Genomic DNA, 13,479 nt, shown 5'->3' with positions numbered 1-13,479 from the left:
GCTCTGCCCCGCTTCAGCCCCGCATATCCTTAGGTGCAAAGCCATATTTTTTGCGGAAAGCGACGGAGAAATGGGCGGGCGAATAACCGACTTGATAGGCCACTGAAGAGACGCTGGCTTCCCCCGTCGACAACATACGCCAGGCGGTTTCGAGTCGCAGCGTTTGCAAATAGCCGTAGATGCTCTGATTAAACAGGCGTCGGAACCCGGCGGTGAGTTTACGCGTGTTCAGGCCAACTTTAGCGCTGAGATCGCGAATGGAGGGAGGTGAGTCGATGTGCTCAGCGAGCAAGTTTTTCACATCATGCAGCCGGGCAATATCGCAGGCGCTTAGGCGTAATGTTGATTGCTGCAACGTCCTGTCTTCACTGACCAAACTATCCAGCGTGTGAGCAACGATCTCCAGCGCTTTGCCCGTCATGTACAGCTGCCGGGCGACCCCCTGAAGTGGATTAGTAAACAATTGGGCTCTCAGACCACACAGGCATTTCGGCGTCGTTTGAATGCGCATGCCGGGATTTGCGGATAAGTCGAGATGCATACCTGCTGTAAGCGTATTAATGGAGTCGGCGCAAAGATGCTGACTTAACGAGTGTGTAGAAATATTCACTGCGGTGTAACTCAGATTCGCACCAGGCAGTAAGCACTGACTTGCGTGCGCTAAATCCTGACTCCAGACAGCACAAAGTGCCGGACCTTTGATATGCCGCTCTGCTTGCTGAGGAAAACGGCACAGCAATTCACCGCTCTCAATAATGATAATTTTCAGACCCATAAACAGCTGCTCATCCTGCCAGACCGCGCGCTGCGGACTCACGCTGCCACTGCTTAGTGAAATATCACCATGTAACAACATCTGTACTTCACCTTCGCCCGACTGGCGAAGGCTGTTCTTCCCGGCGGTTAGCTTGTGCGAATCCATGGTTGTCCCTGCTGTTCAGATGATTGGTATTGATAATCATTCTCATTGTAAGCGTATTGTAAATTTCTGTCTATGACTTTGACTAAGCCATTTAATTCCCGCAGCTATCCAACCTCATTATAAATAAGGTTAATCAATTTTAACTGGTCCGATTTTCATCAATTTCTAAAGAATTAGTTTCTATACCTAAAACTTTGGTGATTGTCATAAATAACCTATCGGCATAACAATATTACCGTTTAGCATTTGGCGTTGGTCATCTGCATTTTGTTCTCACACATTATTCTTAGAGCTGGTGAAGTTATGCAAAACTCGTCTTCAGGTGCTGCAAGTTATAAAATTCCGGATTGGCCTAAGGATTTTCGTGAGAATTATTTCCGCGAGGGACTCTGGAACGATGAAACTTTCGACCAACGTATCAAGGATATTTCACAAACTTATGCTGACGATATTGCCTTGTGCTTTAATAACGAGAGACTGACGTATAAACGGCTTTATCTGCGTGCTGTTCAACTGGCGAACAAACTTCATAGCTTTAATCTTAAAAAAGGTGATGCAGTTATATTGCAGTTACCAAATTCAATTAATTATGTCGAAACGCTTTTTGCTTTGTTTATCTCAGGTATCGTCCCTGTATTCGCCCTACCCAGCCACCGGGAAAACGAGATATTGTCATTTGCCCGCGCAGCGCAAGCCAAAGCATGGATCTATCAGGATACCTTTGAAGGTGAAACAACCATCGGTCTAACAAATGCTGTGAATCAGCATTTTCCGACCCTCCTGCAGCTAAAAGTGTCAGCAGGAAGCACCCTGCATACTTCCTTTGAAGCCCATCTTGCGCCAGCAAAGCCAAGGGTCGTGAACCATCCTGATGATTTAGTCTGCTTTCAGCTTTCTGGTGGAACAACCGGTACGCCCAAGCTGATCCCCAGACGTCACCGCGATTATCTTTGCAACATTCGGTCTGCGATCTCAGCCTGCGATTTTTCGCGAAAAACCGTTTATCTGGCGGTACTCCCCCTGGGACACAACTTCCCACTGGCCTGCCCTGGTTTTATCGGTACGCTATTTGTGGGTGGCCGTGTGGTCATCAGTGACCAAACCTTTCCCGATCACTGCTTCTCTTTAATCAAACAGCAAGGCGTCACGGTAACCTCATTAGTTCCTCCACTGGCGATGGTGTGGCTGGACGCGGCGGAAATGTGCCCTCCTGATATCGACTCGCTTAAAACTCTGCAGGTAGGTGGTGCGAAAATGAGCTACGAGGCGGCGAAGCGTGTCACTCCAGTACTGGGATGCGCTCTACAGCAAGTTTTTGGCATGGCGGAAGGACTGATTTGTTTTACCAAACCCGGTGACATGTCACTACGTACATTAACCACTCAGGGCCAGCCGATGACCCCGGCTGATGAAATACGTGTGGTGGATGAGGAGGGAAAAGATGTCGCCGCAGGAGAAGTAGGATATTTATTAACTCGCGGACCTTACACCATCAGGGGGTATTATGGACCTGACTCGTTAAATGTCGGCAACTTTAATAATGATGGTTTTTATCGTAGCGGTGATTTAGTTCGTCTGACCCTCGATGGCGATGTGATTTCCGAGGGTAGAGATAAAGATCAGATCAACCGTGGTGGTGAGAAAATTGATTGCGGCGAATTGGAGGATATATTACTTCGCCACCCTAATATTAAAGATGCAGCGATCGTGGGGATACAGGATGATTATTTAGGCGAAATCATCTGCGCATTTCTACTGTGTGATGCGCACCCACCCACTGCTGTCGCATTACGCCAGTTCCTTGCTGGTGAAGGTGTCGCGCGCTTTAAAATCCCCGATCGTTTCAATTTCCCGCCTGCTTTTGATCTGACCGGTGTTGGTAAAGTCAGCAAAAAACAACTGCGCAGTAAATTAAAACAGGAATATCTTCTGAGCATTGAGGGGAAATAAATGCATCCAGCCTATATTCAACTCACAGAACATACCGCAGCGCTACTGGGCTTAACCGTTGCAGAAATCGACTTTGACAGCTCACTGCTGTTGCAAGGTATGGAATCGATTGGCTTAATGCGCACGGTCAATCTGCTACGCAAACAGGGAGTGGCGTGTTCTTTTGATACGCTGAAAAAACATCCCACGCTGAACAGCTGGCTTGCCATGCTTGACGATGGCGCCTTAATCCCCTCATTAGAGAGGGGATTGCCGGCATCAGATATGAGCAAGCCTTTCGCATTAACACCGGTTCAGCAGGCTTACTGGATGGGTCGTCAGGAAGATCAGCCACTGGGCGGTAACAGTTGCCAGGTTTACATGGAATTTCAGGGCGCTGACCTGTGTCCAGAACGCCTTGCCCTGGCTTGCAATCGTTTGATTAAACGGCATCCCATGCTGCGTGCACAATTTACCGACCAGGGAGAACAGCATGTGCCGACTAACTTACGGACGTTCAAACTCTCAGTTGAGGATCTTCGGACGCACTCTGCTGAGCAAATTGCTTTTCGCCTTAATCAGCATCGTGATGACTATTCTCATTATTGCGCGGATATAAATGAGGGATGGCCATTGCGTGTAGCGCTCTCACGCTTACCCGGAAAAAGCAGCCGTCTTCACCTGAACCTCGATTTGCTGGTCGCAGATGTGCTAAGTATCAGCATTCTATTGCGAGATTTAGCCTATTACTATCAGCATGACGCACCAGAATTAGCGCCCTTCACGGCTAACTTTTCCCAGTACCTGCAACGGCATGAGCTTGAGAGTGACAAACGCCGGCGCACCGCGCAGGATTACTGGAAGCAACGTTTACCTTTCTTACCGGGTGCACCCACATTACCACTGGCGCAACAACCTGAAAAACTGACTAAACCACGCTTTACCCGCCGTGACTATTTAGTTAAAAACCCTCAATTAGATGCGCTTGAAACCAAGGCCAAAAAGCAGGGGGTGACACTCGCAACCGTGTTTTTAACGTTATATTGCGAGGTGCTGGCACGCTGGAGTGAGAACAAGCATTTCCTGCTCAACATTCCACTCTTTAACCGCCATGAACTGGTTCCCGCGGTATCCGATATGGTGGCCGACTTCACCTCTCTGCTGCTGCTTGAAGTGGATTTCCGTCGCCCGGCAAGCTTCACCGAACGTCTTCAACAATTACAATCGCAATTGCATCGCGATATTACGCACGCTGACTATTCGGGCGTTGAAGTGTTACGCGATCTGGCGCGCGCCGATGGCACGGCTCCCCGCAGCGCACCGGTGGTATTCGCTCTCAATCTCGGAAAACCGTTCGTCCCCGATGAGGCAGAAAAGACGCTCGGGCAGTTAGGCTGGATGATTTCGCAAACCCCACAGGTCTGGATAGATCATCAAAGTTACCCCACCCGCGAGGGGCTGATACTGAACTGGGATAGCGTCGATGCCCTATTTCCAGCCGGTATGGTCAGCGCGCTTTTTAACAGCTGGCTGGCACGCCTGCATCTGCTTATTGAACAAGAGTGGGATCTCCTGCCAGAGAGGGGACTACTGCCCGAAACGCAGGCAACGCGGAGCCGCATTAACGCCACCACAGAAAGTCTGCCACAGGCGCAGCTGCATGACGGATTCTTCGCACAGGCGCGCAGGCAGCCTGATGCCCCTGCCATTTTCACCGCAGAAGGCTGTCTGAGCTATCAGGTGCTGTCACAGTACGCCTTACAGATGGCACATCGGCTTCAGCAGCTAGGTGTTAAACCGCAGGATCGCGTCGCGATCAATCTCCCTAAAGGTGGCGAACAGATCGCTGCTGTACTGGCCGTTCTGGCTGCTGGCGCGAGCTGGGTGCCACTGGCGATGCACCATCCCCTCGCCCGCCGAGCTCTAATTTGCCAGCGAGCAGAGGTCGTCTGTGTGATCACGCAACTGTCAGAAATCTGGCCTGAAACGATCGCCGTTTATGATCTACAACAGCATGGGTTTAATGCATCCTCTGAATCTTTGCCTGCTCCGTTACCAGGCGAGGGCGAGAGCCTGGCATATATCATCTACACCTCAGGCTCAACGGGCGAACCCAAAGGCGTTGCTGTCACACATCGAGCCGCCTGGAACACCATCGCCACCTTAAATCATCGTTTTGACATTAATCGCGATGACCGTGTACTGGCGCTATCCGGACTGGAGTTTGATCTGTCGGTTTACGACATATTTGGATTGTTGTCAGCAGGTGGCGCCATCGTGATGCCCCGAGAGGATGAGCGGCGCGATCCGGATACGTGGCGACGCTTGTCGCAGCAGCATCGCGTGACGCTCTGGAATTCGGTACCAGCCCTGATGGAAATGCTGCTACTAACGAACTCAGAGACACCGTTTCTGCCTCATTTGCGCCTGGTGTGGGTATCCGGAGACTGGGTCGCCCCCGACCTTGCACAACGCCTCAGGCATAAGCTCTTACAAGCGGTACGTATCGTTGCCATGGGCGGCGCAACAGAAGCCGCTATCTGGTCAAACGCCTTCGAAATCACACCAGACTTTGATGTCAGAGAAGGTGTGCCTTACGGCTATCCCCTTTCCAACCAGCAGTTCAGAGTCATGGATGAGTGCGAATGCGATTGCCCTGATTGGGTACCCGGCGAGTTATGGATTGGCGGCGAGGGGCTTGCTTGCGGTTATGTAGGCGATTTGCAACAAACGGCGCAACGCTTTGTGCAGCATGATGGCCAGCGCTGGTACCGAACCGGCGATCGCGGCTTTTACTCGCCTGAAGGGCTGCTGCATTTTCTGGGACGGCAGGATAGCCAAATTAAACTCGATGGTAACCGTATTGAACTGGCTGAAATCGAATCGGCTTTACGTCAGCTAAGTGGCGTTAAAGCGGCGTTTTGTCTGGTGGTTAACCACCACCTTGCTGCGGTAGTGACTTCGCATATCGCCATAAATACCTCTGCACTCGTAGAACAGCTGGCCACAACGCTACCCACTTACATGGTGCCAAAACGCATTTTAGTGACAGAGGATTTGCCCCTTACGCCAAATGGAAAGGTAGACAGAGCCGAATTAAGCCGCCGGGTTATCAACGCTTCGACTGAAGTCGAGTCCCCCGGCACGGTCACCACTGAAGAAAACCCGCTGCAGGCACAGCTCCGCCATTACTGGCTGGAAGTGCTGGATCTGCCGTCACTGGATGCAGAGATGAGCTTCTTTCAGTTGGGCGGCAACAGCTTACAAGCCATGAGGCTGGTAAACCGTATCAATCAATCATTGAGTATCCAGCTATCACTGCGCCAGTTCCTGAGTCACGCCACATTGTTGGCGCTCACCCATTTCATTGAATCAACTTGTCCTGCCGTCATAACGACTGAAGAGGGAGCACTATGAATTTGTCCACATTAATCCAGGAGTTTAAAGCGGCCGGCATAACGTTATGGTGTGAAGGTGATGCACTCCGATATCGTGCCCCTGCAGGCGCGATGACAGCAGAAAGAATTGCTCTGTTGCGCCAGCACAAATCCGATCTGCTCAACGCGCTGGCAACACCCGACTGGATAGAGGACAGCGAAAACCGTTTTGCACCCTATCCGCTCACCGGATTGCAATCCGCCTACCTGATGGGCCGCAACGAAGCCTTTACCTATGGTGGTGTGGATTGTCACGGTTATCTTGAGTTCTGCTTTACCGAACTGGACGTGCCCCGTCTGCAGGCAGCGTGGCAATCGCTGATTGCTGCACATGATATGTTGCGTACGGTGGTCTATGAAAATGGCACACAGCAAACACTCCAGGACGTACCCAAAGCCATGATTTCGGTCGAAGACCTTCGCTCTCATTCTCTGGCCACTCAGCAGCAACGCTTGCTGCAGCGAAGAGAAGCCTTTAGCCATTATCAGAGTCAGCCCGATTGCTGGCCATTAATCGGTCTCAATGTGACAAAGATGCAAGACAGTGCCGTGTTGCATATTTCATTCAACCTGCTGGTCTGTGACTTCCAGAGCGCACGACAGCTGCTCGCACAATTAAACGCGGCCTATCAGGGCGAAAACATAACAGCGCCGACAGTGACATTCCGGGATTATGTGATAAACAGCCAGCGCCGGGATTCAAACCGCGCCTTTCAGGACGCAAAAGACTACTGGCTCACACGTGTGGATAGCCTACCCGCTGCGCCCCTCTTACCCTCTTGCACACTGCCTGTGACAGCTCGCTTTTATCGTGAAGGTTTTGTGTTGCCGCCTGATCAGTTCAGCCAACTCAGTCAGCAAGCCGCCGATCATGGCACAGGCCTTAGCGCTTTGTTCGCAACGATCTATGCCGCAACCTTGCAGCGATGGGGAGCCGGCAATCACTTTGGTCTGAGCCTGACCATGATGCAACGCCAGCCCCTGCATCCGTCGATTGACGCGGTGATCGGCGATTTCAGTGCGGTGGAGTTGCTTGAAGTGAACTATAAGCCGCAGCACTCACTGATTGCGCAGGCCACTGCGTTACAGGATCAATTATGGCGTGATCTTGACCACAACGCGTTCACGGGCATTGATGTGATGAGGGAGATTGCGCGCAGACGCGGACGTGAGGCCGCACTCTACCCGGTGGCCTTCACCTGTGCCATCAGCAGTGGAATGGATTGCTGCGCTCAGTTACTGCAGGGTGCACAGCAAACTTACAGCATTACCCAAACGCCGCAGGTTGCACTCGATTGCCAAATCGCGCCGGGCGAAACCGGGTTGAATATCAACTGGGATATTCGAGAAGGCACGCTGGAACCGCAGACTGCCGCAGAAATGTTCAGTGCGTTCCGGGAAACCATCCTGTCCTTATGCGACAACCGTCAGGACTGGCAACAGCCCATTACCATCCCCCTCCCTCTGGCCCAGCGTCAGCGCCATCAGGCGCTAAATGAGACAGATATGCCATTGCCGCAAGGCCTGATGCACACCCCCATCTGGCAACAGGCGCAAAAAACGCCCTCTGCTTTGGCCGTCATGGACACGCATGAACAGCTTAGTTATCAAGAATTGATAGCAGAAGCCGATGCGCTTGCCGCGTGTCTCATCACGAAGGGTATCCAACCCGGTGGACGGGTGGTTATCGCCCTGGAGAAAAGTGTGCGCCAGATTATCGCTGTGCTGGCCGTGATGCGCGCGGGCGCAGTGTGGATCCCACTGGACATCTCTTTACCCCATAAACGCCAGGCGTGGCTGCTGAGCCTGGCACAACCGGATATCATTCTGGCGCACAGTACTTATCATCTCAACACAGATGAATACGCGATGATCAGCACTGATCGCGTTGAGGCCACACGCATGCCTGCCTTCTGGCCGGAGGTCAGCCCAGCGTCGTTGGCTTATGTGATTTATACCTCAGGTTCAACCGGTGAACCAAAAGGCGTGATGATCAGCCACCAGGCAGCACGCAATACCCTGGAAGCGATGAATCAGCGACTGCAACCCACGCAACATGACCGTCTGCTGGGATTAGCCAACCTGAGTTTTGACCTCGCGGTTTACGATGTTTTCGGTATCCTTGCTACCGGCGCCGCACTGGTACTCCCGGCTCCAAAATACCGTAGCGATCCCTGGCAGCTAACCCAGCTGATTCGCGAGCATCAGATCACATTATGGAACTCAGTGCCTGCGCAACTCGCCATGCTGGTGGACTATCTGCATAGCGATGGCGACACCCAATGCCCTTCTTTGCGCGCAGCGCTGCTCTCGGGGGACTGGATTCCGGTCGACCTTCCTGCCCGCACCCGAGACCTCTTACCGAATGCTCAGCTTTTCAGCTTAGGGGGCGCGACCGAAGCCGCAATCTGGTCAGTCATATATCCGATTACCACCGTCCCCGCAGAGTGGGTCAGCATCCCTTATGGCCGTCCTTTGCCTAACCAGCACATCTATGTGCTGGATGCAGCAATGCGTGAGCTTCCAGACGGCGTGGCGGGAGAATTGTATATTGGCGGATCCGGTCTGGCACTGGGATATGCCGGCGATGCGGAAAAAACCGCGCAGCACTTTCTCACGCACCCCGTGAGTGGTGAGAGACTTTATCGCACGGGTGATTTGGGCGCCTACCTGACGGATGGCAATGTGCAGTTTCTCGGACGGGAGGACGATCAACTCAAGGTGCGTGGCCACCGTATTGAGCTGGCGGAGATTGAAAGCACGCTCATTCGCCACCCTGATGTTGCCTCCGCCAATGTGCTGGTGATGGATCGCGGACAAAGTACGCAACGCTTAGTGGCTTTTGTGACCGCGGCACAGCGGCATTGTGCCCTGAACGCCTCACAGGTTGGACACATCCTGCCGCAACAGGCGCAATCTATTGCCAGCCAACTGGATCGCGCGGCCGTCCTTCAATTGGCACAGGGCATTGAAGAGGTGTCATTGCTGGCAATGGCCCAGGCATTGTTGAGCCTGCCGCAGTTTGCCAGTGCGAGAAAAGCCCCGGTTGCATTGACTGACCTGGTTAGCAGCGGCGCGGTGGCTTCACGCCATGAACGCCTGATTGGGCGCTGGCTGCGCGCGTTGACGGAACAGGGCTTTTTACAACAGGTCGATGAAGAGCGCTTTGTTGCACAGCGCCAGGTCACTTCGCACGACGTAGAGCAACGCTGGCAGACGCTCCACCAGTTGGGGCACAAAGTGAACTGGGGAGCGGCCATCCTTCGCTATATGCATGACAGCCATCTGGCGTTACCGGCACTGATGCGCAATGAAGCAGACCCGTTGGATTTACTGTTCCCGGAGGGACAAACACATGTAGCCGAAGCAGCCTATCGCGATAACCTGGTGAGCCGCACGGTCAATGAGCTGGTCTGTGCCACCATTTGCCAGATTGCTCGCGAAAAGAACGGTGAAACATTACGTCTGCTGGAAGTCGGAGCGGGCGTTGGTGGAACCAGCCTCGACCTCATTCCCGCACTGGCAGCCTTCCCGGTGGATTACCTGTTTAGTGATCTATCCAACTACTTCCTGAACGAGGCGGAAAAGCGCTTCAGCCAGTGGCCCTGGGTACGCTACGGTCTCTATGACATTAATCAGCCCGCACTGCCGCAAGGTATTGAGCCTGCGTCACGCGATGTCATTCTGTGCGCAAACGTACTGCACAATTCACGTCACGCGGCAGATGTTATTGCGAAACTGAAAGAAATTCTGGCACCCGGCGGGTGGCTGGTGTTTATCGAAGCCACCAGTAACAGCTATCAGATTATGTCATCAATGGAGTTCAAAGAGGGATTAACCGGCTTTAAGGATTGCCGTCTTGAACAGGGCACCACATTTATTAGCCTTAATGAATGGCATCACTATTTGGAGCAGGCGGGCGCGACGGAAATTGTTATCGCGCCACAGGAGGCATTAGCGTTGAACGATTTGGGGCAGCATGTATTTGCTGCGCGATTTAAGACTCATCAAGCCACCGTGCATCCAGATGAATTGCGTCACCATCTAAGCCAATGGCTACCCGCGTGGATGTTACCGGATGAGATCCACCAGCTCGATCACCTGCCCTTAACGTCTAATGGGAAAATTGACCGCCGGGCGCTGGCATCACTGATACCCACCAAAAGGACAGAACGTTCAACAACTGCAGCAGCACCCGCCAGTGCTCTGGAAAAAGATATTGCCAAAATCTGGCAGTCGGTGCTCAAAATCGACAGCGTCGGTCGTCACGATAACTTCTTCACACTGGGCGGAGATTCACTGCTGGTGGCACAAGTCGTGAGCCGACTCCGCGCTACCTTACCGCAAGCTTCGGGATGGCGCTGGGATACGCTGCTGCGCGCCATGATGAACGAGAAAGATTTGGCCGCGCTGGCGCAGCGTTTTAGCCAGCCACAGGCCTCTCACTATACGTTGCAGGAAATCCAGCCCGGGGAGGCGAGCGCTACGACGCTGCTACTGGTTCACGATGGCAGCGGCACGCTGGCACCTTATCGCGCGATGCTGGAAAAAATCGACAAGCGCCAGCGCGTTCTGGGCCTGGCACTGAATACGCCGGAACAGTTCCTTGCTCAGCCAGCGGAAAGCGGGATTGCGCGACTGGCAAAGCAAGCTGTCGAGGTTATCGTTCAGGACATGAACTCGGCTCCACTACACATTGTTGGCTATTGTCTCGGAGGGATGCTGGCGCAGGAAATCGCCTCTCTTCTGCACGCAACAGGTAAAGAGATAGCGCAACTCAGTATCATCAGCAGTTATCCAGTCCCATTCCGTATCGACGATGATTTATTGGCTGAGTATATCTTTGCGCGTGTCGTCCAGGCTGACCCGAGAGCCTTGGGATATCCCGAAGATGAACAGGCTTTCCAGCGTTTGATTAATGACATACTCCAGGAAACGCCAGGTGTCATTCCGCAAGGTTCACTCGCCGCTTTCTCGCTCGGTAAACAGGATGCGGGTTCGCAAGCGATTACTGCGTTAGCCAGTCGCAGTCCCGATACACGACTGGAAGCTATTCGCCGCCATTGTGCCTTAGGCGATAGCGACCTGAATACGCCGGCACGCGTGGCAGAACAATTTAAACTGATTCGTCACAGCCTGCTGGCGGTAAACGGTCATCCTCTCCAGGCTTACGATCATCCTGTGACTTTCCTGCGTCAGCTGGGAGAAATGCAGGTGCTGCCCGGCATGAATACGGAGATGACCACTTTCTGGCAGCAACACACTACTCTGCCACTACATATCCACGATATCCCAGGCGATCACTTCAGCTGCCTGAACAGCAAAAATTGCCATCACATCCTGAATGCACTGGCACTTTCAGCTGGAGAACACAATGATTAATCGGCCGGTCATTGCTCTCCTCGGTGCGCGCGGCGCGGTTGGTGAACAGGTTATAGCGCAATTGGCTCCAGTGGGTCACCTGCGTGCCGGAAGCCGGCAACTCCCTGTCCAACGTCATCCCGATGTGGAATACCAGCGTGTTGACTTGTTAGATGAGCGCGCGTTGCGTCAGTTCTGCCAGGGTGCTCAATTAATCATTAACTGCGCAGCACCCGGTCACCTGATTGGCGATCGCGTCGCACGAGCGGCTGCGGCGCTGGATTGTGATTATCTCGATCCTGGCGGGGATGAGCCGCTCTTCGCACGACTGCAAAACACGCAGAAAGCTTCTCCGTGCGCAGTTCTCTCTGCGGGCATGCTTCCGGGGTTATCCGGACTGCTGCTGCGAAGCGCTTTTTCCGCTTTTGACCGTCTCTACGAAGCCAAGGGCTATGCGCTGAGTTGCGAGCCCTTCTCACAAGGCGGGGCGGCCGATTTTCTTGCCAGCCTGGATAACGGTTATGGCGTCACAGGAGTAGCACTCCGTCAGGGTGAGTTGCAGCACTGTCCGGGTGGGGCTCGCATCCAGCTACCTCTGGCACGGGCGAGCGCCATGGCGTATCCCTTTATGACCAGTGAGTGGCAGCGCATTGGGCAAGCGCATCCTCATATTGACCTGACATGGTACAACCTCTTTTCTTCTGAAGCGCTCGTGCACTGGCTCAGCCAGCGCATTAAGCGTGATGCGCGCGCTGTAGATGATTTAGTCGCGTTAAGTGTACAGGCATGTGTTGGACAGCAGCCACAGCATCTGGTCGCCGTTGAGGCCAGTGGTGAGCGCCAGGGGATATTTGAGCGCCGGGCCTGTGTGATTGAATGTTCTTCTGGAGCACAGTTAACCGCAGCCGTAACCACCTTTACCGCATTAAATATGGTGCAAGGCAAAATCCCTCCCGGCCTGCATTTTGCAGCCGATGTTTTACCCGCCACAGCAACTCTGCAATTTATGCAGCGACAGCTGGAGAACTTCTGCTGGCTCGAACTTCCCTCGTTAACAAGTCATGAAGAGGGGGCAATTTGATGCATGCTTCGCTATTGCAACAACTTAACTGTTGCCCCGCTCCACGCAGCGAAATTCTGTGTTTTCCTCATGCTGGCGGCAGCGCCAGCTATTTTCAGCGCTGGGCGGCCCATCTGCCTGAGGGCGTGATTTTACGCGCACTGCAATTACCTCTACGAGAGGACCGACTGGAGCTCCCACCGCTGACAGACATGGCTGAACTGGTCAGGTTGTTGATAAAAGAAGTCACCGCCTTACCCAAAAGGCCGCGCATCCTGCTGGGGCATAGCATGGGCGCAATAATCGCCTGGGAAATGGCACTGGCATTAGAGCAATGCAGGCAGCCGGTTTCTCATTTGTTCATCTCCGGGCAAACACCCCCTGATGTGATGCGGCAAACTCAGTTCCATCTGGGGTCTGATCAACAGTTAATCGCTGAGGTCGCACGTTTTTCGGCGACACCCGCGTCCTTGTTTGAATTCCCTGCTCTACGCGAGTTAGTGCTGGAGCAATTGCGACATGATTATGCATTGATAGAGCGCTGGCAGCCCACCACTACAAAGAAGCTTTCCTCTCCGATTACGGTATTGCACGGGCGAGAGGATAGCGAAGTCACTCAGCACCAAGCGCAGTGCTGGAGCAAGTTTACGTCCAACGAATTCAGGTTGTACAACTGGCCCGGAGACCATTTCTACCTGACGACGCACTGGCAGGCCATATTACATCAACTGTGCCAAAGACTTTTTTCACACACATCGGATATGCCGTAA

General features: G+C 53.2%; 6 protein-coding genes. 5 read left to right on the top strand and 1 reads right to left on the bottom strand.

Annotated elements, in window-relative coordinates; translation table 11 throughout:
- Window positions 1–13 precede the first annotated feature (13 nt).
- A complete protein-coding gene (locus tag AC6I8L_RS24685) occupies window positions 14–922 on the bottom strand; it encodes a helix-turn-helix domain-containing protein (protein ID WP_058962533.1) in 909 nt (302 codons plus the stop codon).
- Between the two features lie 303 nt (window positions 923–1,225).
- Here AC6I8L_RS24685 and AC6I8L_RS24680 point away from each other — a divergent pair, with 303 nt between their 5' ends.
- The 5 genes from AC6I8L_RS24680 to AC6I8L_RS24660 are packed head-to-tail and all read left to right on the top strand — an operon-like array spanning window position 1,226 to window position 13,479.
- The gene (locus tag AC6I8L_RS24680; RefSeq protein ID WP_498014841.1) at window positions 1,226–2,872 is read left to right on the top strand and encodes a (2,3-dihydroxybenzoyl)adenylate synthase; all 1,647 of its coding nucleotides are present in this window, start codon (window positions 1,226–1,228) and stop codon (window positions 2,870–2,872) included.
- Entirely contained in the window at window positions 2,873–6,268 is a 3,396-nt protein-coding gene (locus AC6I8L_RS24675) for a non-ribosomal peptide synthetase (protein WP_498014839.1), read from the top strand. It begins immediately after the preceding gene.
- On the top strand, window positions 6,265–11,670 hold the full coding sequence (locus tag AC6I8L_RS24670) for an amino acid adenylation domain-containing protein (protein WP_498014837.1): 5,406 nt from the start codon (window positions 6,265–6,267) through the stop codon (window positions 11,668–11,670). Before AC6I8L_RS24675 ends, AC6I8L_RS24670 begins: the two co-directional genes overlap by 4 nt.
- The gene (locus AC6I8L_RS24665; protein WP_058962444.1) at window positions 11,663–12,730 is read left to right on the top strand and encodes an NAD-dependent epimerase/dehydratase family protein; all 1,068 of its coding nucleotides are present in this window, start codon (window positions 11,663–11,665) and stop codon (window positions 12,728–12,730) included. The genes AC6I8L_RS24670 and AC6I8L_RS24665 overlap by 8 nt, the downstream gene beginning before the upstream one ends.
- Window positions 12,730–13,479, top strand: a complete 750-nt coding sequence (locus tag AC6I8L_RS24660; RefSeq protein WP_058962443.1) for a thioesterase II family protein — start codon at window positions 12,730–12,732, stop codon at window positions 13,477–13,479. Before AC6I8L_RS24665 ends, AC6I8L_RS24660 begins: the two co-directional genes overlap by 1 nt.

Source organism: Type-E symbiont of Plautia stali, from assembly GCF_059731115.1.
The sequence above is the reverse complement of the archived record's forward strand: the minus strand, read 5'-3'. Positions and strand labels throughout refer to the sequence as shown.

Coding starts and splice junctions, on each gene's coding strand:
- AC6I8L_RS24685 (WP_058962533.1), bottom strand. CDS start 922: ATGGATTCGCACAAGCTAACCGCCGGGAAGAACAGCCTTCGCCAGTCG.
- AC6I8L_RS24680 (WP_498014841.1), top strand. CDS start 1,226: ATGCAAAACTCGTCTTCAGGTGCTGCAAGTTATAAAATTCCGGATTGG.
- AC6I8L_RS24675 (WP_498014839.1), top strand. CDS start 2,873: ATGCATCCAGCCTATATTCAACTCACAGAACATACCGCAGCGCTACTG.
- AC6I8L_RS24670 (WP_498014837.1), top strand. CDS start 6,265: ATGAATTTGTCCACATTAATCCAGGAGTTTAAAGCGGCCGGCATAACG.
- AC6I8L_RS24665 (WP_058962444.1), top strand. CDS start 11,663: ATGATTAATCGGCCGGTCATTGCTCTCCTCGGTGCGCGCGGCGCGGTT.
- AC6I8L_RS24660 (WP_058962443.1), top strand. CDS start 12,730: ATGCATGCTTCGCTATTGCAACAACTTAACTGTTGCCCCGCTCCACGC.